Annotated in this window: 26 protein-coding genes; 15 read left to right on the forward strand and 11 right to left on the reverse strand. The window is 58.5% G+C overall.

Annotated elements, in window-relative coordinates:
• Positions 1-10: 10 nt before the first annotated feature.
• The 3 genes from mnmE to hemJ all read right to left on the reverse strand — a co-directional run bounded on the left by mnmE (position 11) and on the right by hemJ (position 3,204).
• On the reverse strand, positions 11-1,300 hold the full coding sequence (mnmE, locus tag BMY36_RS02620) for a tRNA uridine-5-carboxymethylaminomethyl(34) synthesis GTPase MnmE (protein ID WP_050518066.1): 1,290 nt from the start codon (positions 1,298-1,300) through the stop codon (positions 11-13).
• 25 nt (positions 1,301-1,325) lie between these two features.
• A complete protein-coding gene (rho, locus tag BMY36_RS02625) occupies positions 1,326-2,624 on the reverse strand; it encodes a transcription termination factor Rho (RefSeq protein WP_050518065.1) in 1,299 nt (432 codons plus the stop codon).
• A 133-nt stretch (positions 2,625-2,757) separates the two neighbouring features.
• Complete coding sequence (hemJ, locus tag BMY36_RS02630; RefSeq protein ID WP_050518064.1) at positions 2,758-3,204, reverse strand: protoporphyrinogen oxidase HemJ; 447 nt, start codon at positions 3,202-3,204, stop codon at positions 2,758-2,760.
• 392 nt (positions 3,205-3,596) lie between these two features.
• Here hemJ and BMY36_RS02635 point away from each other — a divergent pair, with 392 nt between their 5' ends.
• The 4 genes from BMY36_RS02635 to dnaQ are packed head-to-tail and all read left to right on the forward strand — an operon-like array spanning position 3,597 to position 6,308.
• Complete coding sequence (locus BMY36_RS02635) at positions 3,597-4,196, forward strand: Maf family protein (RefSeq protein WP_050518063.1); 600 nt, start codon at positions 3,597-3,599, stop codon at positions 4,194-4,196.
• Positions 4,193-5,032 (forward strand): shikimate dehydrogenase, encoded by an 840-nt coding sequence (locus BMY36_RS02640; protein WP_050518062.1) that lies wholly within the window; start codon positions 4,193-4,195, stop codon positions 5,030-5,032. The genes BMY36_RS02635 and BMY36_RS02640 overlap by 4 nt, the downstream gene beginning before the upstream one ends.
• A complete protein-coding gene (coaE, locus tag BMY36_RS02645) occupies positions 5,033-5,623 on the forward strand; it encodes a dephospho-CoA kinase (protein ID WP_050518061.1) in 591 nt (196 codons plus the stop codon).
• Positions 5,616-6,308 carry a DNA polymerase III subunit epsilon gene (gene dnaQ, locus BMY36_RS02650; protein ID WP_050518060.1) on the forward strand — a complete coding sequence of 231 codons (693 nt, stop codon included), beginning with the start codon at positions 5,616-5,618 and terminating at the stop codon, positions 6,306-6,308. The genes coaE and dnaQ overlap by 8 nt, the downstream gene beginning before the upstream one ends.
• A gap of 46 nt (positions 6,309-6,354) precedes the next feature.
• On the opposite strand, the gene secB is transcribed toward dnaQ, so the two are convergent.
• Entirely contained in the window at positions 6,355-6,858 is a 504-nt protein-coding gene (gene secB / locus BMY36_RS02655; RefSeq protein WP_050518059.1) for a protein-export chaperone SecB, read from the reverse strand.
• A gap of 54 nt (positions 6,859-6,912) precedes the next feature.
• Entirely contained in the window at positions 6,913-7,362 is a 450-nt protein-coding gene (locus BMY36_RS02660) for an FxsA family protein (RefSeq protein WP_050518095.1), read from the reverse strand.
• Positions 7,363-7,515: 153 nt separating this feature from the next.
• Between BMY36_RS02660 and BMY36_RS02665 the strand changes: the two genes are divergently transcribed.
• From BMY36_RS02665 to BMY36_RS02675, 3 genes are all read left to right on the forward strand, one after another.
• The gene (locus BMY36_RS02665; protein ID WP_050518058.1) at positions 7,516-8,175 is read left to right on the forward strand and encodes a Tim44/TimA family putative adaptor protein; all 660 of its coding nucleotides are present in this window, start codon (positions 7,516-7,518) and stop codon (positions 8,173-8,175) included.
• 62 nt (positions 8,176-8,237) lie between these two features.
• Positions 8,238-9,224: a murein transglycosylase A gene (gene mltA, locus BMY36_RS02670; protein ID WP_050518094.1), complete on the forward strand. Its 987-nt coding sequence runs from the start codon at positions 8,238-8,240 to the stop codon at positions 9,222-9,224.
• A complete protein-coding gene (locus BMY36_RS02675; RefSeq protein ID WP_050518057.1) occupies positions 9,224-9,793 on the forward strand; it encodes a Smr/MutS family protein in 570 nt (189 codons plus the stop codon). Before mltA ends, BMY36_RS02675 begins: the two co-directional genes overlap by 1 nt.
• Positions 9,794-9,858: 65 nt before the next feature.
• On the opposite strand, the gene hslU is transcribed toward BMY36_RS02675, so the two are convergent.
• Together hslU and hslV are read right to left on the reverse strand one after the other, a co-directional pair.
• A complete protein-coding gene (hslU, locus tag BMY36_RS02680) occupies positions 9,859-11,160 on the reverse strand; it encodes an ATP-dependent protease ATPase subunit HslU (RefSeq protein ID WP_050518093.1) in 1,302 nt (433 codons plus the stop codon).
• Positions 11,161-11,172: 12 nt separating this feature from the next.
• On the reverse strand, positions 11,173-11,736 hold the full coding sequence (hslV, locus tag BMY36_RS02685; RefSeq protein ID WP_050518056.1) for an ATP-dependent protease subunit HslV: 564 nt from the start codon (positions 11,734-11,736) through the stop codon (positions 11,173-11,175).
• Positions 11,737-11,863: 127 nt separating this feature from the next.
• Here hslV and BMY36_RS02690 point away from each other — a divergent pair, with 127 nt between their 5' ends.
• The 3 genes from BMY36_RS02690 to BMY36_RS02700 all read left to right on the forward strand — a co-directional run bounded on the left by BMY36_RS02690 (position 11,864) and on the right by BMY36_RS02700 (position 16,782).
• On the forward strand, positions 11,864-13,588 hold the full coding sequence (locus tag BMY36_RS02690; protein WP_050518055.1) for a glycosyltransferase 61 family protein: 1,725 nt from the start codon (positions 11,864-11,866) through the stop codon (positions 13,586-13,588).
• A 63-nt stretch (positions 13,589-13,651) separates the two neighbouring features.
• Positions 13,652-15,910, forward strand: coding sequence for an NADP-dependent malic enzyme (locus BMY36_RS02695; protein ID WP_050518054.1), 2,259 nt, complete (start codon positions 13,652-13,654; stop codon positions 15,908-15,910).
• A 5-nt stretch (positions 15,911-15,915) separates the two neighbouring features.
• Positions 15,916-16,782, forward strand: a complete 867-nt coding sequence (locus tag BMY36_RS02700; protein ID WP_050518053.1) for a ribokinase — start codon at positions 15,916-15,918, stop codon at positions 16,780-16,782.
• Here the strand turns inward: BMY36_RS02700 and msrA are convergent, their stop codons facing one another.
• Positions 16,783-17,418: a peptide-methionine (S)-S-oxide reductase MsrA gene (gene msrA / locus BMY36_RS02705; RefSeq protein WP_050518052.1), complete on the reverse strand. Its 636-nt coding sequence runs from the start codon at positions 17,416-17,418 to the stop codon at positions 16,783-16,785.
• 232 nt (positions 17,419-17,650) lie between these two features.
• Positions 17,651-18,889 carry an argininosuccinate synthase gene (locus tag BMY36_RS02710; protein WP_050518051.1) on the reverse strand — a complete coding sequence of 413 codons (1,239 nt, stop codon included), beginning with the start codon at positions 18,887-18,889 and terminating at the stop codon, positions 17,651-17,653.
• Positions 18,890-19,000: 111 nt separating this feature from the next.
• On the opposite strand from BMY36_RS02710, the gene ilvA reads away from it, so the two are divergent.
• Positions 19,001-20,248: a threonine ammonia-lyase IlvA gene (gene ilvA / locus BMY36_RS02715; RefSeq protein ID WP_050518092.1), complete on the forward strand. Its 1,248-nt coding sequence runs from the start codon at positions 19,001-19,003 to the stop codon at positions 20,246-20,248.
• 2 nt (positions 20,249-20,250) lie between these two features.
• Here the strand turns inward: ilvA and BMY36_RS02720 are convergent, their stop codons facing one another.
• Positions 20,251-20,580: an Hpt domain-containing protein gene (locus BMY36_RS02720; protein ID WP_050518050.1), complete on the reverse strand. Its 330-nt coding sequence runs from the start codon at positions 20,578-20,580 to the stop codon at positions 20,251-20,253.
• A gap of 165 nt (positions 20,581-20,745) precedes the next feature.
• Here BMY36_RS02720 and BMY36_RS02725 point away from each other — a divergent pair, with 165 nt between their 5' ends.
• Positions 20,746-22,014: a PP2C family protein-serine/threonine phosphatase gene (locus BMY36_RS02725; RefSeq protein ID WP_231579632.1), complete on the forward strand. Its 1,269-nt coding sequence runs from the start codon at positions 20,746-20,748 to the stop codon at positions 22,012-22,014.
• On the opposite strand, the gene BMY36_RS02730 is transcribed toward BMY36_RS02725, so the two are convergent.
• Positions 22,011-22,457 (reverse strand): NUDIX hydrolase, encoded by a 447-nt coding sequence (locus BMY36_RS02730; protein WP_050518049.1) that lies wholly within the window; start codon positions 22,455-22,457, stop codon positions 22,011-22,013. The two genes, BMY36_RS02725 and BMY36_RS02730, sit on opposite strands and share 4 nt — an antisense overlap.
• A 77-nt stretch (positions 22,458-22,534) precedes the next feature.
• On the opposite strand from BMY36_RS02730, the gene hslO reads away from it, so the two are divergent.
• The 3 genes from hslO to BMY36_RS02745 are packed head-to-tail and all read left to right on the forward strand — an operon-like array spanning position 22,535 to position 25,222.
• The gene (hslO, locus tag BMY36_RS02735; protein ID WP_050518048.1) at positions 22,535-23,521 is read left to right on the forward strand and encodes an Hsp33 family molecular chaperone HslO; all 987 of its coding nucleotides are present in this window, start codon (positions 22,535-22,537) and stop codon (positions 23,519-23,521) included.
• Positions 23,511-24,098 carry a CoA pyrophosphatase gene (locus tag BMY36_RS02740; protein WP_050518047.1) on the forward strand — a complete coding sequence of 196 codons (588 nt, stop codon included), beginning with the start codon at positions 23,511-23,513 and terminating at the stop codon, positions 24,096-24,098. The genes hslO and BMY36_RS02740 overlap by 11 nt, the downstream gene beginning before the upstream one ends.
• A complete protein-coding gene (locus tag BMY36_RS02745) occupies positions 24,095-25,222 on the forward strand; it encodes a CCA tRNA nucleotidyltransferase (protein WP_050518046.1) in 1,128 nt (375 codons plus the stop codon). The genes BMY36_RS02740 and BMY36_RS02745 overlap by 4 nt, the downstream gene beginning before the upstream one ends.
• Positions 25,223-25,272: the final 50 nt, after the last annotated feature.

Here is a 25,272-nt window from a genome sequence, read left to right on the forward strand (position 1 = left end):
TGAAACGTCCCTATTTTCCGATACAGAAACTTGAAAAGATTTCTCCCAACAAAACCTCTACATCAATTCGCCCCAACAAAACATCCAGCGCACGCGCAGCCGCCCGCAATTCTTCTGCAGCAATCTCAACTACCGCAAATTCGCTCTCAACCTCACGCTGCGCCAACTCCAGCGCCGCCAGGGCCTTCACTACTGCAATCCTGTGCCGCTCGCGCGTCAGCACGCCATCACCAACAGACCGCAGCGACAGCCCGTCAGATATCCGCCCCAACAGATCAGACACGCCTACACCCGTCAAACCAGATACCGCAAATTCCGCCCCATTCGCGATCATATCCGCTTTCCCCTGAACCAGCAAATCGCCCGGTCGCACGGCAATGCCTTCGAATGGCCCCTCTGCATCCAACAAAAACACGCGAATATCCGCTGCCACAGCCCGCTCAATCGCCAGATCAACACCCAAGGCTTCAACAATATCTGTGGTTTTGCGAATCCCCGCCGTGTCCAAAAACGTCACAGCCAACCCACCAAGGTCCATCCGAACTTCAATCACATCACGCGTGGTTCCCGCAATCTCTGACGTAATGGCGGCTTTTCTTCCCGCAAAAGCATTCAAAAGCGTTGATTTTCCCGCATTGGGCCGCCCAACAATCGCCACCTCAAACCCGTCGCGCACCCGCTCCGCACGCTTCGCCCCCTCAACCTCCGCCCGAAACGCCACAATCAACCCACCAAGGATCTCACGCACCTCCGGCATCACATCAACCGGCACATCCTCGTCCACAAAATCAATCGTGGCCTCCAACAGCGCGCCAGCCCTAATCAGCGCGCGCCGCCAAACCTCAACCTTCGCCCCAATTGCACCAGACAGCACCCGCAACGATTGCACCCGCTGCGCTTCCGTCTCGGCGTCAATCAAATCCGCAAGCCCCTCCACCTGCGTCAGATCCAAACACCCGTTTTCCAACGCGCGCCGGGTAAACTCCCCAGCCTCCGCCATCCGCAAACCTGGCATTTCTGAAAGTGCAACCAACACCGCCTGCACAACGGCCCGCCCCCCATGCAGATGCAGCTCCACACAGTCCTCGCCGGTAAAACTGGCACCTTGCGCAAACACCAACACCAGCGCTTCGTCCAAAACCACGCCTTGCCATTGCAACCGCCGCACAGACGCCCGCCGCACCTCTGGCACCGATGCCATGCGCCCCAACGCGTCATGCGCGCGCGGCCCAGACAGTCGCACAACAGCCACCCCAGCCTTCCCCGTCCCCGAGGCAAGCGCAAATATAGTCTCTAACATCGCCAATCCTCCGGATCAGAAACCGTCAGCTGTTCATGGAATCAAAGAAATCAGAATTCGATTTGGTCTGTTTCAGCTTGGAAATCAGGAACTCAATCGCATCCGTCGTCCCCATCGGGTTCAAAATCCGCCGTAGCACATAAGTTTTTTGCAGATCAATCTTATCGACCAACAAATCTTCCTTTCGGGTGCCAGATTTCAAAATATCCATCGCCGGGAACACACGCTTATCGGCCACCTTACGGTCCAACACGATTTCCGAGTTGCCCGTGCCTTTGAATTCTTCAAAGATCACTTCGTCCATCCGGCTGCCCGTATCAATCAGCGCCGTCGCAATAATCGTCAACGACCCACCCTCTTCAATATTGCGCGCCGCCCCGAAAAACCGCTTCGGCCGCTGCAACGCATTGGCATCCACGCCCCCGGTCAACACCTTGCCCGATGATGGCACAACCGTGTTAAACGCACGCCCCAACCGGGTGATGCTGTCCAGCAAGATCACAACATCCCGCTTATGCTCCACCAACCGCTTGGCCTTCTCAATCACCATCTCCGCCACCGCCACGTGCCGCGTCGCAGGCTCATCAAACGTCGAGGCGACAACTTCGCCCTTAACCGTCCGCTGCATGTCCGTCACTTCTTCCGGCCGCTCGTCAATCAACAGCACAATCAAATAACACTCGGGGTGATTCGTGGCGATCGAATGGGCAATATTTTGCAACAACACCGTTTTACCCGTGCGCGGCGGCGCCACAATCAACCCACGCTGGCCTTTGCCAATCGGGGCCACCAAATCAATAATCCGCGCTGATCGGTCCTTCAACGTCGGGTCATCCACTTCCATCTTAAACCGCTCATCCGGATACAACGGCGTCAAGTTGTCAAAATGCACCTTGTGCCGCGCCTTTTCCGGATCATCAAAATTAATCCGCGTGACCTTCGTCATGCTGAAATACCGCTCCGTCTCACGCGGGGCCGCAATCACACCTTCAATCGAATCGCCTGTGCGCAACGAAAACTGCCGAATCATCTCTGGCGAAACGTAAATATCATCCGGCCCCGGCAAATAGTTCGCAGAGGGCGAGCGTAAGAACCCAAACCCATCCTGCACAACCTCCAGCACCCCGTCGCCGCCAATTTCCCAACCCTCTTCCGCATGCTCCTTCAACAGGGAAAACATCATCTCCCCTTTGCGCATCGACGGGGCGTTTTCAACATCCCATTCTTCGGCCATCGCCAACAAATCCGCAGGCGTTTTCGCCTTCAAATCCGCTAAATTCAGGCGCTGCACATCATCGGCTGCGATCAAAACATCATCATTCATGGGAAACATCATCCTTGGCCCACAGCCCACACACGGGCTGCAGCATCAGTCGCAAAAGGGGAACAGCATCACAGACCGGACGGCCCAGCTGACTGCCACTTAAGCCAACCTTCCCAATTTGTCAATTATTCCCTCAAAACTTCACAATTACCGCCAGCACAATCACCACCATCAAAACTGTCGGCACCTCATTCATCAACCGATACCTGCGCCCCGTCAGCACATTCTCTCCCGCCGCAAATTCCCGCCGCCGCCCCGCCAGCCACATATGGAACCATGTCATCGCCAGCACCGCCCCCGCCTTCGCCCAGGGCCACACCATCGACCAATCCACCACCCCCGGCGTCATCACCAGCGCCAGCCCCGCCACCCATGTCACAATCATCGACGGGTTCATAATCAACCGCAGCAGCTTCATTTCCATCGTCTGAAACAAAACATCCGTGGGCTCCCCCACCTGCACCTTCTCCGCATGGTACACAAACAATCTTGGCAAATAAAACAGCCCCGCCATCCATGACATCACCGCCATCACATGCAGCGCCTTCACCCAAAGATACACATCCGCCAAAAACCCCATCGTCCAATTCCCTTGCTGCTCTTCTTCTTAATAATAGAATATATATAGAAAGATGAAGTAATAGATGGCCCTATGGATATCAGGATATCTTCACTTACCCCCCAACTTGTACACAACCACCCCCCTGTGCGTATCTCATGGGATGATCTGCTAAAAACCTAAATAACCCATAATTATCATATTACTAACACCCAAAACGGCGCCCTCATTCCATCAACGCCCCACCCCCTTTATCCCCTTATCCCGCCCTCAAAAATTCCGCCGCCCACAGGTGGATATCTCCCCCCCATCCTTGACAAAACATCCCCCTTACCCACACCAACGTGCCAAGCTCGGCTTACCCCCATTCCCGTAAACCGGAACATATCAAGATTTTCCACAGGACTGCGCACATGCACCCACCCCTCATCTTGGCCTCCGCTTCTGCCACCCGCCTCCAAATGCTGCATGCCGCGGGCCTCACCATCACGTCGGCCCCCGCCCGGATTGACGAATCCGCAATCCGCAACAGCCTTACCACCGATGGCGCAAAACCCCATGACATCGCCGACCTGTTGGCCGAAATGAAGGCCCGCAAAGTGGCCGACAAACACCCCGATGCTTTCACCATGGGCTGCGATCAAATCCTCGAATTCAAGGGTCAATCTTTCGGCAAACCCGATACCCCAGATGATGCCATCGCCCAACTCACCCAGTTGCGCGGCCAAACCCATCAACTCCTGTCCGCCATCGTCGCCTACCACGGGGGCGAACCCGTATGGCGTCACACTGGCCGCGCCCGCCTCACCATGCATGATTTTTCCGATGCTTGGCTGGCCGCCTACGTCACCCGCAACTGGCAAACCATCCGCCACTCCGCAGGCTGCTATCTGGTGGAACACGAAGGCATCCGGCTGTTCTCCAAAATTGACGGCGATCATTTCACCGTCCTCGGGCTTCCCCTTTTGCCCCTCTTGGGGTATCTACGAATAAGGGGGTTCATAGACACATGATCGACCATCCGCGCATTCCGCTTGCAGGCGTTATCGGCTCGCCCATCGCGCACAGCCGCTCGCCCATCCTGCACAATTACTGGCTAAAACGTTACGGCATCAAGGGGCATTACATCCCGATGGACGTGGCCCAAGCTGACCTGCCGCAAGCCCTCCACATGCTGCCGAAAATGGGCTTTGTCGGCTGCAACGTCACCTTGCCGCACAAGGAAACCGTGCTGGCCCTTGCCGATGTGGTCACCGACCGCGCCGCGTTGATCGGGGCCGCCAACACCCTCATTTTCCGTGCCGATGGTAAAATCCATGCCGATAACACCGATGGCGCGGGCTTCATGGCCAACCTGCGCCAAAACGCCCCGCATTGGGATCCAAAATCCGGCCCCGCCATGGTGTTCGGCGCAGGCGGTGCCGCCCGCGCCGTTATCGCCGCGTTAATAGAGGTGGGCGTCCCCGAAATCCGCCTCGCCAACCGCACCCGCGCCCGCGCCGATGCTCTGCGCACCGATTTTGGCGCAAAAATAACGGTGGTCGATTGGGTCCAATCCGCCCACAACCTCCACGACGCTGCCACCGTCATCAACACCACCTCCCTTGGCATGATCTCCAAACCTGAATTCAACGTCTCGCTGGCGCAGATCAACCCAAAGGCCGTGGTCAACGACCTCGTCTACACCCCCATCCAAACCGAATTTCTCACCGCCGCTGCCAATGCTGGCTGCACCACGGTTGATGGGCTAGGGATGCTCCTCCACCAAGCCGCCCCGGGGTTCGAGCGTTGGTTCGGCCACCGCCCCGATGTGGACGAGGAAACCCGCGATACGGTCATGGGGCTGTAAATGCCCTATCTCCTTGGCCTCACAGGCTCCATCGGCATGGGCAAATCCACCACCGCTGCGATGTTCGCAGATGCAGGCATCCCCGTGTGGGACGCCGACGCCGCCGTCCATCGCCTTTACGCCATGGGCGGGGCCGCCGTTGCCCCCCTCACCGCAATCTGGCCCCACGCGGCCATAAACGGCCAAATCGACCGCCAAACCCTAAAATCCATCATCGCCGCCGATCCCACGGCCCTGCCCAGCATCGAATCCATCGTCCACCCCCTCGTCGCAATCGACCGCGCGCAATTTCTCAAAGCCACCAAAACTGACATCGCCCTCCTCGACATCCCCCTCCTGTTCGAAAACCAAACCGAAACCACCCTAAACGCCACCCTCCTCGTCACCGCTCCCCCCGCCTTGCAAAAATCCCGCGTCCTCGCCCGCCCCGGCATGACCGATGCACATTTCCAAACCATCCTCGCCCGCCAAATGCCTGATGCGGAAAAACGCAAACGCGCCACCCATATCATTGAAACGCTTGATATAATCGCCGCCTGCGCCTGCGTAACTGCCCTCATCGCCTATATCCGAAAGCAGCTTTATGCGTGAAATCGTCCTCGATACCGAAACCACAGGCTTTGAACCGACCGAAGGCGACCGCATCGTCGAAATCGGCGCGGTGGAACTTTTCAACCACATGCCCACGGGCCGCACCTTTCACCAATACATCAACCCCCAACGCACCATGCCCAAAGCCGCGTTTGAGGTGCATGGGTTGGGCGATGATTTCCTGCGCGATAAACCCCTGTTTCGCGACATCGCGCAATCCTTCCTCGATTTCATCGGCCCCGATCTGATGATCATCCACAACGCCAGCTTCGATATGAAATTTCTCAACCACGAACTTGGCCTCGTGAACTTGCCCAAATTGCCGATGACCCAGGCGCTTGATACCGTGCAAATGGCGCGCAAAAAATTCCCCGGCTCGCCTGCCTCCCTCGATGCCCTCTGCCGCCGTTTCGGCGTCGACAATTCGGGCCGCGAAAAACACGGCGCGCTGCTGGATTCAGAGATTTTAGCCGAGGTTTACTTGGAACTCATCGGCGGCCGCCAACCCGATTTCGCCCTCGCCCCAACCAACACGCGCAGCAGCGACACCGACACTTCCACCGATTGGCGGCCAAAACCCCGTCCCGCGCCGCTGCCAACCCGCCTAACGCAGGCCGAAACGGACGCCCATCAAAGTTTCATCACCAAATTGGGTGACAGCGCGATCTGGGCCAAACGCCAATAAAAAAGGCCGGGCGCAAACCCGGCCTTTCTCAAAGATATCAATGACCTTACGCCACAGGCGCGGCCTCTTTCTGCTCTTCCACCCGCCGCGCCAACTCCGCGCGATACAGGGCCAAAAAGTCCACGGTGTCGATGTTCAACGGTGGAAAGCCACCATCCCGCGTCACGTCCGAAATAATCCGGCGCACAAAGGGGAACAACATGCGCGGACATTCGATCAGCAAAAACGGATGCATCTGGTCCTCTGGCACACCTTCCACATGGAAAATCCCGCCGTAATCCAGCTCCACCACGAACAGCACTTCGCCGTTCACTTTGTTTTTCGATGTGATCTTGAACTTGGTGATCACTTCAAACTGGTGGTCCGCCGACCGCTTGCGCGCGTCCAAACTTACCGCAACTTGCGTGTCGGGCTGCACATCGCTGCCCTGCATCCCGCGCTGCGCCACCGCATTTTCAAACGACAGATCGCGCATGAACTGCCCCAAAACCTGCATTTTCACTTGCTCAGGTGCCGCCGCTGCGGGCGCTGCCCCATTTCCCTCGGTCATATCAACTCTCCCAAAAATACGTTGCGGATGGTCTAGCAGGGCCGCGCCCCCGCTTCAATGTTTCGTCCAACCCGATGGCGGTTTCTTTGGCCCCGCATCGCGCACCACCTCAGAAAACGCGCCTTCAATCACATCGTCGCGCCGCTGCGGCGTCACCACAACCATGCGTGCGACAATCCGCGCAATAATCAACTGGCGCAGGGCAGGCACCAACAGCAAAAACCCAATCGCATCGGTGAAAAACCCCGGCGTCAGCAACAACAACCCCGCGAATACAATCATCGCCCCATGCGCCAGCGGCGACACGGGGTCGCGCATTTGCTCCATGGATTGTCGCAATTGCGCCAACACCCGCAGGCCTTGCGCGCGCACCAAAACCATCCCAATCATCCCGGTCGCCAGCACAATTCCCAGCGTCGGCCACAGCGTCAGCCACCCCCCCACTTTGATGAACAAACCGATCTCAATCAACGGCACGGCGATAAAAGCCAACAACAGCCACATAATCTGGCCTCCTTTTTCGGGGTTTTGCGCAATTTCTTTGCACATGGGGCGGTAGACTTGCCGCCCCCCACGCCCTACATAAGGTCAAAGCGGTGTCACACCAACACCCAAAACCTATATCGGGACCATTCCCCCGGCATCTTGAGGGCCATAATGAATTCTTCGCTCATCCAACTTCTCGTTCTTGCAGGCATCGCGGTGTTCCTGATCCTGAAGCTGAAAAGCGTCTTGGGCACCCGCGAAGGGTTCGAAAAACCCGACGCCCCAACCGACACCCCAACCCCCACCGCTCGCAAAGGGTTTGAGGTGATTGAGGGCGGCCCAGACCGCGACATCATCGACCACGTCCCCGATGGCAGCGCCGCCGCCAAGGCGCTGGCCGCGATGAAATCCGCTGAACCCAGCTTTAACGTGGGCGAATTCTTGGGCGGCGCGCGTGGTGCCTATGAAATGATCTTCATGGCGTTTGAAAAAGGCGAGGTGGACAGTATCAAACCCTTCCTCTCGCCCGACGTGTTCGAGTCGTTCTCTGAGGCGGTCGCAGCCCGCGAAGCGCAAGGCCTGACGGTAGAGGCGAAATTCATCGGCATCGGTGAAGTGACGCTGCAAGCCGCCGAATTTGACGCAGCCACGGGCGAAGGTGAAATCTCCGTCCGTTTGGCTGCCGAACTCCATACCGAAGTGCGCAATAAAATTGGCGAAGTGGTCGAAGGCAATATGTCCGAAGTCAAACGCCAGCGTGATATCTGGACCTTTGCACGCCGCATGGGGGCCGATAATCCAAATTGGCTGCTCGTCGCCACCGGGGACTGATGCGTGGCGCGGCCCATATTTTTGCCTGTCTGGCCGCCCCAGTTTTGGCGATTGGCCTGACCATGGGCACCGCCTCCGCACAAATGCTGGATTTCAAGGACCTTGACGGGTGGGCGGCCGATGATCATAGCGCCGCCCTGTCCACTTTCCTTGATACCTGTTCCTTGCTCAAAGACCCCGAATGGTCCCCCATTTGCCGCCTTGCCCCCAATGCAATGGCGTCAGATGCCGCCGCGCGCAGCTTTTTTGAACTGCTGTTCCGCCCGGTCCAAGTCGGCGTATCCCCCGCCCTGTTCACCGGATATTATGAACCCGAACTCGCAGGCTCGCGCACCCGCACCCCGCGTTTTGCCTATCCCGTCTATGCCCGCCCGCCCGAACTTACCGATGGTCAGCAATGGCTGGACCGCGCCGCGATTGAAAGCACAGGCGCGCTGCGCGGCCGGGGCCTAGAGATTGCATGGCTGGAGGACCCGGTTGAGGTGTTTTTCCTGCAAGTCCAAGGGTCTGGCCGCATCCGCCTGCCCGATGGTGGCGTTCTCCGCGTCGGTTACGCAGGCCGCAATGGCCATGCCTATAAATCCGTGGGTCAGGAAATGATCCGCCAAGGGTTGATGGATGAACACAGCGTTTCCGCCCAGGGCATCAAATCCTGGGTCCGCGCCAACCCCGAAATGGGCGCGGGCCTGTTGCACCACAACCCGTCCTTTGTGTTCTTTCGCCGCTTGCCTGATTTGGCTGCAGAAAAAGGGCCAATCGGCGCGATGGGCCGTTCCATCACCACCATGCGCAGCGTGGCCGTAGACCCCGCTTTCACACCCTTGGGCATCCCGATCTGGCTGGAAAAAGACGGTCACAACCCGATGCGCCGTCTGATGATCGCCCAAGATACCGGCGGCGCTATCAAAGGTGCGCAGCGTGCTGACATCTTTTTTGGCACAGGCGTCCAAGCGGGCGAAGATGCGGGCACGATCAAAGACGGGGGGCGCATGATCCAACTTTTGCCCATCGACCGCGCATTCGCACTGGCCGAAATCGAAGGTCAATAATGTCGCGCCGCCGCCCCCTGCACCCGGATGAGGAGGCGCTGTGGCGCGCCGTCGCCCGCACCGCCACCCCCATGCACGCCCCCATATTCCGCCGTAACCTGCCCGATGTGGCCGTCGAATTTCCCGCCGCCCCGCCAAGGCCGCAAACCCACAGCATCGCCCCTTTCCGCATGGGCGAAAAACCCAGCACCCCCAAACCCCAAACCGCCCCGCCCCCCAGCCTGCAAATGGATGCCAAAGCCTTTGGCAAAATGACTAAGGGCAAGCTGTCGCCTGAGGCGCGCATCGACCTGCACGGCATGACGTTGGCGGAGGCGCATCCCGAACTTATCCGCTTTATCCTTAACGCCCACACCGCCGCATTGCGCCTTGTGCTGGTGATCACCGGCAAAGGCAAACCGGGCGAGGATATTGGCCTCATCCCCCGCCGCACCGGCGTGTTGCGCCAACAACTGCCCCACTGGCTGCGCCAACCACCCCTGTCCAACGCGATTTTGCAAGTCACCGAAGCGCATTTGCGTCACGGCGGCAGCGGCGCGTTTTATGTGTATTTGCGGCGGACGCGGTAAGTGATGGGGCCGGCAGCGGGGGCCAGCCCCCGCACCCCCTAGGTATTTTTGCCAAGATGAATAGGTTATAGAACGTAGCGCGATAGATCGGCAGACCGTGAGAGCTCGCCCAAATGTTTTTCCACAAAGGCCGCGTCCACCTCTACCGCCTCGCCGCTACGGTCTGGCGCGGTGAAGGACAGTTCTTCAAACACCCGTTCGATCACTGTGTAAAGCCTGCGCGCGCCGATGTTTTCCACGGCTTGGTTCACCTCGGCCGCGATCCGCGCCAAGGCTTTGATGCCATCCTCGGTAAAGGTGACGTTGACCCCTTCGGTCCCCATCAAGGCTGAATATTGCAACGTCAGCGCGTTGTCGGTTTCCGTCAAAATCCGCACAAAATCGCCTTCGGTCAGGGCGCGCAATTCCACCCGAATGGGCAGGCGGCCTTGCAATTCCGGCAGGAGGTCCGATGGTTTGGCGGTGTGAAACGCGCCCGATGCGATGAACAGAATATGGTCAGTTTTCACCGGGCCATGCTTGGTTGAAACCGTCGTCCCTTCGATCAGCGGCAGCAAATCGCGCTGCACGCCTTCACGTGAAACATCGGCGCCGCGCGCATCGGCCCGCGCGCAAACCTTGTCAATTTCATCAATGAAAACAATGCCGTTTTCCTGCACCGCCTCCAGTGCTGCCAGCTTCACCGCTTCATCATCCAAGAGCTTGTCGGCTTCCTCGGACACCAGCAGGTCATGGCTTTCCGCCACAGTCAGCCGCCGTTTTTGGGTCCGCCCCATTTTGCCAAACAGATCGCCCAGCTGCATCATCCCGCCCATTTGCCCGCCTTGCCCATTCGGGTCAAACGCCGCAAAGGGGTTTGTGGCATCGGCAATTTCCAATTCAATCACCGTATTGTCCAATTCGCCCGCTTTCAGCTTGCGGCGAAACATCTCGCGGGTTTGTTCGCGCGCATCCTTGCCCGCAATCGCCTCAATCACCCGTTCCTCGGCTGCTGCTGCCGCCCTTGCGCGCACGTCTTCGCGCATCCGCGCGCGCGTGTCGATCATCGCGGCATCCACTAGATCGCGGATAATGCTGTCCACATCGCGGCCCACGTACCCAACTTCGGTAAATTTCGTCGCTTCAATTTTCAAAAACGGCGCTCGGGCCAGCTTTGCCAACCTCCGGCTAATCTCGGTTTTGCCCACCCCGGTCGGCCCGATCATCAAGATGTTTTTCGGATACACCTCATCGCGCAAATCATCGGCCAATTGCTTGCGCCGCCAGCGGTTGCGCAGCGCCACGGCCACGGCCCGCTTGGCATCATTTTGCCCAATGATGTGGCGGTCCAACTCAGAAACAATCTCGCGCGGGGTCAGGTCAGTCATCAAAAACTCCAATCAAACCGCAGGGCGGATGGTTTCAACGGTCAAACGCCCGTTGGTGTAAACGCAAATATCGGCAGCAATTGCCATGGCTTGGCGCGCCACCGCCTCGGCAGGCAGATCGCCCGCCATTAGGCCGCGTGCGGCGGCCAGCGCAAAGTTGCCACCAGACCCGATCGCGGCCACATCATGCTCAGGCTCCAAAACATCGCCCGCACCTGTGATAATGAACAATTCCGCCCCATCTGTCACAATCAGCATCGCTTCCAGATTGCGCAAATACTTGTCCATCCGCCAATCTTTCGCCAAATCCACGCAGGCGCGCGCCAATTGCCCCGGTGCCGCCTCCAGCTTTTTCTCCAGCCGTTCCAACAGGGTGAACGCATCGGCGGTCGACCCCGCAAACCCGCACACCACATCACGGCCCCCCGGTGACAGCCTGCGCACCTTGCGCGCCGACCCTTTGATCACCGTCTGGCCCAGGCTCACTTGCCCATCGCCGGCCACAACCACCTCACCGCCACGCCGCACGGCCAAAATGGTGGTGCCGTGCCAACCGGGAAATTTATCCTCTGCCATCTTCAGTCTCCAAACCGTTTGGGCTCCAAATCGCTCCCCCTTTATATGGCGGCCCTGCCCGCGCCACACAACCCTAGCCCCCGCGCGCAAACCAGTGCATCCTGTCCCACCAACCCCCAAAGGCCCCATGCGCAACCAAATCAGCTTTCACCAACCCCCGCAGGATCTGTTCCTGAACCCGGCGATTGACGCGGGGCTGTCCCTGCAGGCCCCCGCCGAATTTTTCTGGCGCCCCACGCCGCCCGCCTTGATCACGGGCTTTTCCGCCAGCGCCTACCCTGAAATGAACCAGCGGATTGACAGCTTTCTCACCCTCACCCGCCGCCATAAAACATTCGCGCAACCTGTGGAATTCAACACCGCCCCTGTGCTGCTGCAAAACGCGTCTTTTCGCAAATCCTATGCGCTGGCACAGGGCCGTTGCGTGCTGTCGGGCGCGTCCGGCACCCGCCTTCTCAACCGTTATTGTTGGGAAAACGAAGATCAGGCCTTTGACCCAGAGGAAGCGCTGGTCGCCTATTTCCACGCCTGCCAAGCAGCCAATGCCCACGCCTCCATCCCCGTAAAACCTGCGCCCAAAAACCTGCCCATCGCCATCGAATGTCGCAATACCTTCAACTATTATCACTTTATCACCGAATCCTTGTCGCAACTCGCCGCCCTTGTGGCGCAGGGCCACCAAGGCGATGTGCATTTTCATTTCCCCAACGACCCCGAAAAAACCCGCGCTTTTGTGCTGGATTTCGCCACGGCGCTGTTCCCCGAATTTGCGGGCCGCATCCACCTGCACCGCGCCCCGGTTGATTATGATCAGGTCCTCACCGCCTTTGATCTGTCTTGTGCCTATTACCAATTTCCGGCCAGCATCGTGGGCGATCTGGCCCCTCTCGCGCCCTCAGATGCGATGTTTCGCGGCCATGATGCGTACCGTGGCGCGCATGCAATCCTCTCAATGAACAGCTTTACCTCTGGCCTTGCCGCCCTGCGCACCCGCGCCTTGCAAGCGATCAAAGGCCATGATTTCACCCACCTGCCCAAACGGTTTTTCGTCGGTCGCGATGATCGAAAAAGCCGCAAACGTGATATGGTTGGCGACGCCGCCCTTTGCGAAATGCTGGCTCTGTTCGGCTTTGAATATGTGGTGTTTGAAAACTTCACGCCTTTGGAACAAATTGCCCTTATGGCCAATGCGCAGGTGATGGTGTCTTATCACGGTGCGGGGTTCACGAATATGCTGTTCGCCAACCCCGATGCATATGTGATCGAACTTGGCACCCTGCAAACCGCCATCCACCGCTGGGGCGATTTTTGGGGCGTGGCTCATGCCTCCGGCTGCCGTTACATCAGCTTTTTCGCCGATTTCAATCAGCCCGATCCGCTGGCCTTGCCCAGCTTTGATCTGCACGGCATCGTCCCCGTCGCCCTGTCCAACCAAGCGGTGGCCGAGGTGTCCAGCTTCATCGTCACCATCCTTGGCCACCTTCCCGATCTGCCCAGCGCTGCCGCGCTGCACACCTTGGCCGATCGTCTTATCGCCGTGCGGGACCACCCCCGCGCGCTGCAATTGTTGGACCGCCACACAGATTTGGTCACGAACAACGCCGCGCTGTGCTTGCTTATGGCTGATTGCCACAAACACGCCGACACGCCCCACGCCGAACTCGTCGCCCTGCACATGGCCTATCAGGCGGATAAAACCCGCTGGCAAACGCTGGTGCGCCTTGTGTGGTGCGCCAAACGCTGCGATCTGCCAGATGTGCTGGATTGGGCGCTGTCGCAATTGCAGCATGATTTTCCGGGCCGCTACGCCGCCTTGGTCAAATCCAAACCGTGGTTGCGCAAACGGTTATAGCATTGGCATTGTGCCGCAAGGGTCGCCTGTCTAAGATTGTGAAAATTTGCAAGGAAATGCCCCATGACCTCAAAAACCCGCATCACCCCCGAAGAGGCGTTGGCGTATCACCTTGAACCCAAACCCGGCAAATATGAAATAACGCCCACCACACCCATGGCCACCCAGCGCGACCTGTCGCTCGCCTATTCCCCCGGTGTCGCCGTCCCCGTCCAAGCAATCGCAGACAATCCCGCATCGGCCTATGATTACACTGTCAAAGGCAACATGGTCGCCGTCATTTCCAACGGCACCGCAATCCTTGGCATGGGCAACCTTGGCGCATTGGCGTCCAAGCCGGTGATGGAGGGCAAAGCCGTCCTCTTCAAACGTTTCGCCGACGTAAACGCCATTGATATCGAACTGGATTCTGAGGATGCCGACGACATCATCAAAGCCGTGGCCATGATGGGCCCCACTTTCGGCGGCATCAACCTTGAAGATATCAAAGCCCCCGAATGTTTCATCATCGAACAGCGGCTCAAGGAAATTATGGACATCCCGGTGTTCCACGATGACCAACACGGCACCGCCGTGATCTGCGCCGCGGGCCTCATCAACGCGCTGGAACTGTCGGGCAAGAAAATCGGCGATGTCCGCATCGTGCTGAACGGGGCAGGGGCCGCAGGCATCGCTTGCCTTGAACTCCTCAAATCCATGGGCGCAAAACACGACAATTGCATCATGTGCGACACCAAAGGCGTGATCTACCAAGGCCGGGTTGAAGGCATGAACCAATGGAAATCCGCCCACGCCGCCAACACCCCCCACCGCTCGCTTGAACAGGCGATGATCGGCGCAGATGTGTTCCTCGGCGTCTCCGCCAAAGGGGCCGTGACCCCCGAAATGGTGTCTAGCATGGCCGAAAACCCCGTCATCTTCGCCATGGCCAACCCCGACCCCGAGATTACGCCCGAGGAGGCTCACGCCGTCCGCCCCGATGCCATCGTCGCCACAGGCCGCTCCGATTACCCGAACCAAGTCAACAACGTCCTCGGCTTTCCCTACCTGTTCCGTGGCGCGCTCGACATCCACGCCCGCGCCATCAACGATGAAATGAAAATCGCCTGCGCCCACGCCCTCGCAGCCCTCGCACGCGAAGACGTGCCAGATGAAGTCGCCATGGCCTACGGCCGCAAACTCTCCTTTGGCCGCGATTACATCATCCCCACCCCGTTTGACCCCCGCCTTATCTACGTCATCCCGCCCGCCGTCGCCAAGGCGGGCATGGACACTGGCGTCGCCCGCCGCCCCATCGTCGATATGAACGCCTATATCCTCAACCTCAAATCACGGATGGATCCCACCGCTTCCATCCTCCAAGGCATCCATGCCCGCGCCAAACAGGCCCAAGCCCGCATGATCTTTGCCGAAGGTGATGATCCCCGCGTGCTGCGCGCCGCCGTCGCCTATCAACGCGCGGGCCTTGGCAAATCAATCGTCGTGGGCCGCGAACTGGACGTGATGGAAAAACTCAACACCGCTGGCCTTACCGATGCGCACCGCGAACTTGAAATCGTCAACGCCGCCACCACGCCCCACCTCGAATCCTACCGCGATTTCCTCTACAAACGCCTGCAACGCGAAGGGCATGATCGCCAAGATATCCACCGCCTCGCCGCCCGTGACCGCCATGTGTTTGCAGCATTGATGCTCGCCCACGGCCACGGCGATGGCCTTGTCACCGGGGCCACCCGCAAATCCGCGCATGTCCTGTCGCTGATCAACCATGTGTTTGATGCAAAGGCGACCGATGGCGCGGTCGGCGTCACGGCGCTTTTGCACAAAGGCAAAATTGTCCTCATCACCGACACGCTGGTGCATGAATGGCCCGAACCCGATGATCTGGCCAATATCGCGATCAAGGCCGCGGGCGTCGCGCGCAATCTCGGCCTTGAACCCCGCGTTGCTTTCGTCTCCTTCTCCACCTTCGGCTATCCGGTTTCCGAACGCGCCACCAAAATGCACGCCGCCCCAAAGGTGCTGGACGCGATGAACGTCGATTTCGAATACGAAGGCGAAATGACCGTCGATGTCGCCCTCAACCCCGAAATCGCCGCCAATTACCCCTTCAACCGCCTCACCGGGCCGGCCAATATCCTCGTCGTTCCGGCCCGGCACTCCGCGTCCATCTCGGTCAAACTGATGCAGGAAATGGCGGGGGCCACGGTGATTGGCCCCATTCTTACGGGCGTCCCCCACCCCATCCAAATCTGCACCAGTTCCTCCACGGTGAATGACATCCTCAACATGGCCGTGCTGGCCGCCTGCAAAGTCGGCTAACCAAAATGGCCATCTACTCCCTCGGCTCGATCAACATCGACCACATTTACCGCGTGCCGCACCACACCCAGCCCGGCGAAACGCTGGCGGCAACCGACTACACGCGCGGCTTGGGCGGCAAGGGCGCAAACCAATCTGTCGCCGCTGCCATGGCGGGCGCAAAGGTGTTCCACATCGGTGCCATCGGGCGCGATGATGCGTGGACGCTGGACCTTTTGCGCGATTACGGCGTCGATACCGCCAACATCCAACAGATCAAAACCGCCACGGGCCACGCGATCATTCAGGTTGACCCTTCAGGCGAAAACGCCATCACCCTCTACCCCGGCGCCAACCGTCAAATCTCTGATGCCCAAGTCGCGCGCGTGCTGGCAAACGCCCGCCCCGATGATACGCTTTTGTTGCAAAATGAAACCTCTGCGCAATTCGCCTCTGTTCGGCTTGCCGCCGATATGGGCCTGCGCGTCCTCTATTCCCCCGCGCCGTTCGAACTCACCCCGCTTCAGGATGTGATACCCTTCACCACCCTCCTCGCGATGAACGAAGGCGAGGCGGCACAGATGATATCCACATTCGGCGGCCTGCCCGATTGCGATGTGATCATTACCAAAGGAGCGCAGGGCGCAGAATGGCACCGCCTCAACGCGCAAACCCTCACTATCCCCGCGTTTGATGTTCACGCGGTTGATACCACGGGCGCGGGCGATTGCTTTGCAGGCACCATCGCGGCCGCCCTTGATGCGGGTATGGACCGCGAACAGGCCCTCACCCGCGCCGCCGCCGCCGCCGCAATCCAAGTCACGCGCCACGGCGCGGCCAGTGCCATGCCCAGCCGCGCGGACGTGGATGAATTTCTGGCCCCTATCCTTTGATCACTTCACAAAGGGTGCTGCACTGCCCCACAATTCGCGCACCCGCGCATCGCGGCCACACGACACGCGGTAAAACTGATACGCCTCCGACTGCCGCTTTGGCCCGGCGCGCGTAATCACAAAATTGCTGCCTTTGTAATAATCCTGATGGTACGCCTCGGCCTCATAAAACGGCTTGGCCGCCAAAATCGGCGTCACAATCTTCTTGCCCAAATCCCGCCCAGCATCCGCCTTGGCCCCTTCGGCAATCGCGGCCTGTTCAGCGTTCAACGGGAAAATCGCGGTGCGGTAACTGTCACCCCGGTCACAAAACTGCCCCCCCGCATCCGTGGGGTTAACCGAGCGGAAAAACATATGCAAAATCTGGCCATAACTGATCTTGGCCGGGTCAAACGCAATCTCCACCGCCTCATAATGCCCGGTGCCCTTGCGCGTCACTTGCTCATATGTCGGGTTCTCAGTGGTCCCGCCAGTGTACCCTGAAACGACGGATTTCACCCCCGCCACCTTTTCAAAATCCGCCTCAACGCACCAAAAACACCCGCCCGCCACAACGGCCTTTTCCGTGGCCGCCTGCACCGCCCCCGCCGCCAGCCCCGCACTCAACACCGCCGCCGTCAAAACCCATTTCAACATAACACGCTCCCAATTCAAGTTGCGTTTAACCTGCCTGATGCACCCCACCCCAACAACGCACCACCCCGTGATGTCACGCAATGGTGAAGCGCGGCCCTGCCCATTCGGCTTGGTCCAAATACCTGAAACCCTCTGCGAACCGCGCGATACAAATGTTAAGATCGCGTAAACAAAATACGCGACCTTAAACAATTTCAATAGGTTATCTGTCGCATCGCGCGCGAGCCGCGCGTCACTTCACCCGCGCATTTCGCGTCGCAATCAACTTCAACCGCAGCGCGTTCAACCGAATAAACCCGGCCGCATCTTTCTGATCATACGCCCCCGCATCGTCCTCAAACGTAACATGGGCCTCAGAATAAAGCGAATGTTCGGACCATCGCGCCACACAACTCGCCATCCCTTTATACAGCTTCAACCGCACTGTCCCCGAAACATGTTCCTGGCTTTTATCAATCAAAGCCTGCAACATTTCCCGCTCGGGCGAGAACCAAAAACCATTGTAAATCAGCTCGGCATAGCGTGGCATGATGCTGTCTTTCAAATGCCCCGACCCGGCATCCAGCGTGATCTGTTCAATCCCGCGGTGCGCCTCCAGCAAAATCGTGCCGCCGGGGGTCTCATAAATCCCGCGCGATTTCATCCCGATGAACCGGTTTTCCACGAAATCCAAACGCCCAATCCCATGCGCGCCACCAACTTCGTTCAGCTTGGTCAAAATCGTGGCCGGGCTCATCGCCTCGCCATTGATCGCCACCGCATCGCCGCGCTCAAACGTCACTTCAATATACTCTGGCGTGTTCGGCGCCTCCTCGGGCGAAACAGTCCGCTGGTACACATATTCGGGCGCTTCCTCCGCCGGATTCTCCAACGCCTTCCCCTCGGACGATGTGTGCAGCAAATTCGCATCCACAGAAAACGGCGCTTCGCCGCGCTTATCCTTGGCGATCGGAATCTGGTTCGCTTCAGCAAATTCCAGCAGCTTGGTCCGGCTGGTCAAATCCCACTCCCGCCACGGTGCAATCACCTTGATCGACGGGTCCAGCGCATAGGCGGACAGTTCAAACCGAACCTGATCGTTGCCCTTGCCCGTCGCGCCATGCGCCACCGCATCGGCCCCATGTTTGTGGGCCAATTCCACCAGATGCTTGGAAATCAACGGCCGCGCGATGGAGGTGCCAAGCAAATACAGCCCCTCATACAGCGCGTTTGCCCGGAACATCGGGAACACGAAATCGCGGACAAATTCTTCGCGCACGTCAACGATATGGATATTTTTGGGGTCAATCCCCAGCAACACTGCCTTGGCGCGCGCAGGCTCCAGCTCCTCACCCTGGCCCAGATCGGCGGTGAAGGTGATCACCTCACAGCCATATTCGGTCTGCAACCATTTCAAGATGATCGAGGTATCAAGCCCGCCGGAATAGGCCAGCACAACCTTTTTCGGGGCAAATTTTGGGGCAGCGGACATATGCGTCTCCTTGGCGATTTCCCTGCAATTACTGGGTATCGCCCCCAAGGGCAAGCGGTGCCGCGTGTTTCCTTTCCTTGCCTTTATCGCCCGCTTGGGTTTAATCGGGGGATGCATGATTTTCCAACCGCCGCCCGCCTTGCTACGCATGCCCTGCGCGATCTGTTCGATCCGACGCCGTTGCAGCGCAATGACCACCTTTCCGCCCGCTATGGTGCTGAAATTTGGCTGAAGCGAGAGGATCTGTCGCCCGTCCGGTCCTACAAGATCCGGGGTGCCGTCAATGCGATGCGCAAAGTCCGCAGCACCAATCCGGGGCAGGAAAAATTTGTGGCGGCTAGTGCGGGCAACCACGCCCAAGGGGTGGCCTACGCTTGCCGTCATTTCGGCGTGCGGGGCACAATTTTTATGCCCGTCACCACGCCGCAGCAAAAAATCGACAAAACCCGTGTTTTTGGCGGCGACAGCATCGAGATTGTGCTGACGGGCGATTATTTTGACCAAACCCTGACCGCCGCGCAAAAGTTTTGCAGCGACCAAGGCGCGCATTTTCTGTCACCGTTCGACGACCCCGACGTGATTGAAGGCCAATCCAGTGTCGCGGTCGAAATTATGGAACAGCTGGGCCACGCGCCCGATTTTGTGGTGCTGCCCGTGGGCGGTGGCGGCCTTGCCTCGGGCGTCACAGGCTATTTGGGAACGCAAGCACCGGACACGCAGTTTCGCTTTGTGGAACCCTTGGGCGGGGCCAGTTTGACTGCCGCTTTGGCCTATGGAGGGCCTGTGACCCTACCCAAAATCAACTCTTTTGTTGATGGGGCGGCGGTGGCCCGGCTGGGAGCTTGCACCTATCAGATGCTAAAATCGGTCGATCCCGCGCATGTCTTGCTGGCGCCCGAGGATCGGATTTGCGTAACCATGCTGGAAATGTTGAACGTCGAAGGCATCGTTTTGGAACCCGCAGGCGCACTGTCGGTTGATGTGTTGCCAGAACTGGCTGATCAAATCGTCGGAAAAACCGTTGTTTGCGTCACCTCCGGCGGGAATTTCGATTTTGAACGTCTGCCCGAGGTAAAGGAACGTGCCCAGCGTTACGCCGGTTTGAAAAAGTATTTCATCCTGCGCATGCCGCAACGTCCCGGCGCGTTGAAAGAGTTTTTGATGATGCTGGGCCCCGATGATGACATCGCCCGGTTCGAGTATTTGAAAAAATCGGCACGCAATTTTGGGTCGGTCCTGATCGGGATCGAAACAAAGAATGCCGATAATTTTAGTCATCTGTTTGGCAATATGGAAAAGGCCGGGTTCGCCTATCGCGATATCACCGCGGATGAGGCGCTTGCCGAATTCCTGATCTAACCCTAGGCTGCATATCTGGCCTTACCCGCTGTAAAAGCTGATTTTGATCGTTCATAAACGGCGACGACCTGCGCAAGGTTAACACCGCCCACATCCCCCAAAGAAGCCGCTTTTTCCCCGATTTGGCACAGCTGCGCCAGTTCCCGAAAGCCAAGGTTCAAAGCGCTGCCTTTCAGGAAATGCAGGGCGGATTCCACCGCATCCGGCGTGATATTGGCTGCCATCGTAGCTGCCACCTCATCCGCCTCCTCTAAAAACATGTCGACAACTTCGGCAAAATCATCTGCCCCAATTTCATGGCGCAATTCGGCCACGCGATTCCAATCAATCATAGCAACCCCCAACGGTTCACAGTTTTCACCCCACACAACACGCAGGATGCCGCCAAAGATTTAACAATCGGTAATCCCATGCAGGCTGAAAACCGCAAACTTTACGCTTTACCGGGCTTTAAGACTTTGGCGGCTATCAACGCAGACATTAGCAAAGGAAACCTGATGTTGACCGTCGCACCACAGAACATGACCCATGGGTTCCCGCTGCCCGAAGCGCTGCCGCGTCATGTTTTGGTTGTTGATGACAGCAGGGCGCAGCGGCGGATTTTGACAATGTCGCTGGCCCGCAGTGGCTACCGCGTCACAGAGGCCGATTCGGGCATGTCCGCATTGGCCCTGTGCCGCGAAACGGCCTTTGATATTGTGCTAAGCGATTGGATGATGCCTGAAATGAACGGCCTCGATTTTTGCCGCGAATTCAAGGTTTTGCCGCGTGATGGCTATGGGTATTTCATCCTGCTAACGTCGAAATCCGAAAAGGCAGAAATTGCAGACGGGCTGGATTGCGGGGCGGATGATTTTTTGGCGAAACCTGTGAACCTTGATGAATTGCGGGCCCGGTTGCGCGCTGGGGAACGGATTTTGGGCATGCAGGCGGAGTTGATGGAAAAGAACCGCCTTGTCGGTTCCACGCTGGATGAATTGCAGAAAATATATGATTCGCTTGACCGCGATTTGATTGAGGCGCGGAAACTGCAACAAACGCTGGTTCGCGAACGGTTCCGCGACTTTGGCGGGGGCGAAGTGTCGGCCATGCTACGCCCGTCTGGCCATGTGGGCGGTGATTTGGTCGGGTTTTTTCAAATAAATGAACAGCGCATCGGTGTGTATTCGGTCGATGTGTCTGGGCATGGCGTTGCATCCGCAATGATGACTGCGCGGTTGTCGGGGCTGTTATCCGGCTCCACCCCCGATCAAAATGTCGCCCTTAGGGTGGATGAAACGGGCGCGCGCGATGCCCACCCGCCAGAGGTGGTGGCAGCCCGCCTGAACCGCATGATGTTTGATGACATTCAGGTGGAGCAGTATTTCACGCTGGCCTATGCCGATATTAATTTGGAAACCGGGTTCGTCGAATTGGTGCAGGCGGGCCACCCCCACCCCGCCGTGATTCGCAAAGGTGGAACGGTGGAATATGTGGGCACTGGTGGCCTGCCGATTGGCCTGATCCCTGATGCGGAATACGACCGGGTGCAGACATGGCTGACCACAGGCGACCGTTTGTTTTTAGTATCTGACGGCGTCACCGAATGTCCATCACCGGGCGGGGAGGAGTTGGGCGAAGAGGGGCTGACCCGGATTTTGCTGGCGAATCAATCCATGTCAAACCCAGCTTTGCTGGAGGCGCTGATCTGGGATCTTGCTGCCTATTTTGGCGGTGAGGATTTTCCCGATGACGTGTCGGGCGCATTGTACAAGATGAAAGGTTAAGCGAATTGCCCTGCGAACCGCGCCATCATCGCGCGGTCGCCGGGGTTTCCCAAAACCTGTGATGCGGACCCAAGCGGCAGCCACAGCGCTTCATGTCCCGGTTCGGTTGGCTTTGACACTTGCAGGGTTGGGCGGGCCACATAAATCGTGCACAGCTTTTCCGCCCATAAATCGTATTCGGGCATATAGGTGAATCGCCGAAAGGCGCCAAATCTGTATTGCATCGCCATGCGCCATCCCGTTTCCTCCATCACTTCGCGGTGAAGGGCGGCGATGGGGTGTTCGCCTTTGTCAATTCCGCCACCCGGCAATTGAATTTCAGGCGTCGGTTTCGCTTGATAGGTCGCCAAAACTTCGTGGTTGCGCAGCAAAATCGCATAGACGCCGGGGCGGCGTGTATAGCGTTTTCCCGGCTTTGGCGCATCACCATATGATTTGATCATCGATTTGCCCTTGGTCCTTTGGTTGCCGTGCCTATATCAACGCGGTATGCCAAGGCTGGCTTGCCAAGGGAACCCCCATGACCATCGGAACAAAAATCGCCTGGGACGACACCGTCCTGCCATTCCAACTTGACCACTCTGACATCCGGGGCCGCGTTGTGCGGCTGGATGGCACGTTGGAGTCTGTTTTGAAACAACACGCCTACCCACCGCAGATTGAGGCGCTGGTGGCTGAGGCCACGCTGCTGACCGCGTTGATCGGTCAGGCCATCAAACTGCGCTGGAAATTGTCGCTGCAGATTCGCGGCGACGGCCCGGTGCGCATGATCGCCACCGATTATTACGGCCCAACCGATGATGGAGAGCCGGCGCGCCTGCGGGCCTATGCCGGCTATGACCAAGACGCGGACCTGTCGGGTGCTGCGCCTTTCTCTTTGATTGGAAAGGGATTTTTTGCAATTTTGATCGACCAAGGCGAAGGGATGGTGCCGTATCAAGGCATCACGCCCATCACCGGAACCTCTTTGGCGGATTGTGCAGAAACGTATTTTGCCCAGTCCGAACAATTGCCAACCCGGTTTCAGCTAAGCTTTGGCAAAAGCACGTTGCCGGGTGAAATGGCCGTGTGGCGTGCGGGCGGTGTGATGTTGCAGATGATGCCAAAGGCGTCGCCATCTGCGCTGGGTGATGGCGGGTCGGGAGCTGATGGGCTGTTGGCGCACCAGGATTTGCTGGACGGCGATGAAGGCGAAAACTGGAACCGCGCCAACACATTGCTGGACACGGTTGAGGATCTTGAACTGATTGGCCCAGAAGTTGCGCCCACAGATTTGCTGGTTCGGTTGTTCCATCAAGAACAGCCGCGCGTGTTTGATCCGCAACCCATTCGTTTTGGCTGCACTTGTTCAGCCGAACGTGTGCGCCAGTCGCTGTCGATTTATGGCACAGACGACATTGCAGAAATGACAACGGATGAAGGCGTTTTGACCGCCGATTGTCAGTTTTGTGGCTCGCATTATGTGCTGGACCCGAAAACGCTTGGGGTGGGGGCCGATGAAGGCTGACGCGCTGCGCCGCGCGCTGATTGGCGGTGGCGCATCTTCGGATTTTGATTTGAACCCCGGCACGGTTTTGCCGCCGGGTCGGATACTGCGCGCTACTGCCGTTTTGGTGGCGATGCAGGATTTTCCGGGCGGCCCGCGCTTGTTGTTGACCAAACGGTCGTCGCACTTGCAGCATCATCCGGGCCAGATCGCCTTTCCGGGCGGCAAGTTGGATGAAACGGATGCCAGCCTAACCGCCGCCGCCCTGCGTGAGGCGCAGGAGGAGGTGGGTTTGCCCCCCCATTGCGTGCAGGTTCTGGGCGAATTGCCCAGCCATGAGACGGTGACAGGTTTCACCATCACCCCGATTTTGGCCCAAATCACCGCCCCCTTTACCCCCAAGCCCGAGGCGGGCGAGGTTGATGAAGTGTTCACCGTACCGTTTGATTTCGTCACAAACCCCGCCAATTTTAAGGTAGAACAGCGCATTTGGCGCGGTGTTTTGCGCAGTTATTACACTGTGCCTTATGGGCCCTATTATATTTGGGGGGCCACAGCCCGCATTTTGCGCGGTTTGGCCGAAAGGTTGAGCAGATGAAATTACAAGGCGCTTGGTTGGACCATTCGGGCACGCAAGCGCTGTGCCGCGCGCTGCAAGGCGCGGGGTTTCAGGCGTTATTTGTGGGCGGCTGCGTGCGCAATGCGCTGATGGGCGCTGCGGTGAATGATGTTGATATGGCGACCGATGCGCTGCCTGAAAACGTCACGAACATTGCCCAAAATGCCGGATTCAAGGTCATCCCAACCGGAATCGACCACGGCACCGTCACCGTGATTGCCCAAGGGTTGCCACATGAGGTGACGACGTTTCGTCAAGACGTCAGCACCGATGGTCGTCATGCGGTCGTCGCGTTTTCTACCGATGTGATGCAGGACGCAATGCGCCGCGATTTCACCATGAACGCGCTTTATGCCCGCGCCGATGGGTCGGTTGTGGACCCGCTGGGCGGCTTGCCCGACTTGCTGGCGCGGCGTGTGCGTTTTGTTGGCGACCCTGATTTGCGGATTACAGAGGATTATCTGCGCATCTTGCGGTTTTTCCGGTTTTTCGCGTGGTACGGTGACCCCGAACAGGGCCTTGATGCCGATGGGCTTGCCGCCTGCGCCGCAAATTTGGCGGGAATAGAGACGCTTTCGCGCGAGCGCGTGGGAGCAGAGATATGCAAACTGTTGGCCGCCGAAAACCCATCGCAAGCCGTGGCGGCGATGGCGCAATCGGGGGTTTTGGCCGCCGCCGTGCCGGGGGCGGATGCAAAATCGTTGCCCCTCGCTGTGCATTTTGGCGCGATAGCTTGGCAATCGCGGCTGGCGGTTTTGGGCGGTGCCATTCAAACCCTGCGCCTGTCGCGCGCAGATATTTCGCAAATTGCGTTGATCCGCGATGAATTTGGCAGCACCCGCGGGCCGGGCGAATTGGCGTATCGTCACGGCATGCAAACCGCCACCGCCGTTATCCTTGGCCGTGCCGCGCTGTTTGAAACCCCACCCCACACAGGTTGGCACGCAGCCGCCGAAACAGGTGCGACTGCGGTTTTCCCTGTCACCGCCGCCGATCTGATGCCCGCCTTGCAAGGTCCAACACTGGGCACCGCGTTGCGCGATTTGGAAAGCCGCTGGGTCGCCTCGGGCTTTGTGCTGACAAAATCCGACCTGCTAGGTTGACTGTTTCCCTTTCCCGCGCGCGGCGCTATATGATCCGGGTATCCCAATAA

Origin of the sequence: Pseudorhodobacter antarcticus, assembly GCF_900110135.1 — a bacterium.
In the GTDB taxonomy this organism is placed as follows: domain Bacteria; phylum Pseudomonadota; class Alphaproteobacteria; order Rhodobacterales; family Rhodobacteraceae; genus Pseudorhodobacter; species Pseudorhodobacter antarcticus.

What these genes read in the sequence shown, in the direction of transcription:
- ilvA (WP_050518092.1), top strand. Translation starts at nt 19,001, where the DNA reads ATGCATGATTTTCCAACCGCCGCCCGCCTTGCTACGCATGCCCTGCGC.
- BMY36_RS02660 (WP_050518095.1), bottom strand. Translation starts at nt 7,362, where the DNA reads ATGTGGCTGTTGTTGGCTTTTATCGCCGTGCCGTTGATTGAGATCGGT.
- hemJ (WP_050518064.1), bottom strand. Translation starts at nt 3,204, where the DNA reads ATGGGGTTTTTGGCGGATGTGTATCTTTGGGTGAAGGCGCTGCATGTG.
- BMY36_RS02695 (WP_050518054.1), top strand. Translation starts at nt 13,652, where the DNA reads ATGACCTCAAAAACCCGCATCACCCCCGAAGAGGCGTTGGCGTATCAC.
- coaE (WP_050518061.1), top strand. Translation starts at nt 5,033, where the DNA reads ATGCCCTATCTCCTTGGCCTCACAGGCTCCATCGGCATGGGCAAATCC.
- BMY36_RS02745 (WP_050518046.1), top strand. Translation starts at nt 24,095, where the DNA reads ATGAAATTACAAGGCGCTTGGTTGGACCATTCGGGCACGCAAGCGCTG.
- BMY36_RS02675 (WP_050518057.1), top strand. Translation starts at nt 9,224, where the DNA reads ATGTCGCGCCGCCGCCCCCTGCACCCGGATGAGGAGGCGCTGTGGCGC.
- BMY36_RS02730 (WP_050518049.1), bottom strand. Translation starts at nt 22,457, where the DNA reads ATGATCAAATCATATGGTGATGCGCCAAAGCCGGGAAAACGCTATACA.
- dnaQ (WP_050518060.1), top strand. Translation starts at nt 5,616, where the DNA reads ATGCGTGAAATCGTCCTCGATACCGAAACCACAGGCTTTGAACCGACC.
- hslO (WP_050518048.1), top strand. Translation starts at nt 22,535, where the DNA reads ATGACCATCGGAACAAAAATCGCCTGGGACGACACCGTCCTGCCATTC.
- BMY36_RS02690 (WP_050518055.1), top strand. Translation starts at nt 11,864, where the DNA reads ATGCGCAACCAAATCAGCTTTCACCAACCCCCGCAGGATCTGTTCCTG.
- hslV (WP_050518056.1), bottom strand. Translation starts at nt 11,736, where the DNA reads ATGGCAGAGGATAAATTTCCCGGTTGGCACGGCACCACCATTTTGGCC.
- BMY36_RS02635 (WP_050518063.1), top strand. Translation starts at nt 3,597, where the DNA reads ATGCACCCACCCCTCATCTTGGCCTCCGCTTCTGCCACCCGCCTCCAA.
- mltA (WP_050518094.1), top strand. Translation starts at nt 8,238, where the DNA reads ATGGGCACCGCCTCCGCACAAATGCTGGATTTCAAGGACCTTGACGGG.
- msrA (WP_050518052.1), bottom strand. Translation starts at nt 17,418, where the DNA reads ATGTTGAAATGGGTTTTGACGGCGGCGGTGTTGAGTGCGGGGCTGGCG.
- BMY36_RS02710 (WP_050518051.1), bottom strand. Translation starts at nt 18,889, where the DNA reads ATGTCCGCTGCCCCAAAATTTGCCCCGAAAAAGGTTGTGCTGGCCTAT.
- mnmE (WP_050518066.1), bottom strand. Translation starts at nt 1,300, where the DNA reads ATGTTAGAGACTATATTTGCGCTTGCCTCGGGGACGGGGAAGGCTGGG.
- BMY36_RS02740 (WP_050518047.1), top strand. Translation starts at nt 23,511, where the DNA reads ATGAAGGCTGACGCGCTGCGCCGCGCGCTGATTGGCGGTGGCGCATCT.
- secB (WP_050518059.1), bottom strand. Translation starts at nt 6,858, where the DNA reads ATGACCGAGGGAAATGGGGCAGCGCCCGCAGCGGCGGCACCTGAGCAA.
- BMY36_RS02665 (WP_050518058.1), top strand. Translation starts at nt 7,516, where the DNA reads ATGAATTCTTCGCTCATCCAACTTCTCGTTCTTGCAGGCATCGCGGTG.
- BMY36_RS02720 (WP_050518050.1), bottom strand. Translation starts at nt 20,580, where the DNA reads ATGATTGATTGGAATCGCGTGGCCGAATTGCGCCATGAAATTGGGGCA.
- rho (WP_050518065.1), bottom strand. Translation starts at nt 2,624, where the DNA reads ATGAATGATGATGTTTTGATCGCAGCCGATGATGTGCAGCGCCTGAAT.
- BMY36_RS02700 (WP_050518053.1), top strand. Translation starts at nt 15,916, where the DNA reads ATGGCCATCTACTCCCTCGGCTCGATCAACATCGACCACATTTACCGC.
- BMY36_RS02640 (WP_050518062.1), top strand. Translation starts at nt 4,193, where the DNA reads ATGATCGACCATCCGCGCATTCCGCTTGCAGGCGTTATCGGCTCGCCC.
- BMY36_RS02725 (WP_231579632.1), top strand. Translation starts at nt 20,746, where the DNA reads ATGTTGACCGTCGCACCACAGAACATGACCCATGGGTTCCCGCTGCCC.
- hslU (WP_050518093.1), bottom strand. Translation starts at nt 11,160, where the DNA reads ATGACTGACCTGACCCCGCGCGAGATTGTTTCTGAGTTGGACCGCCAC.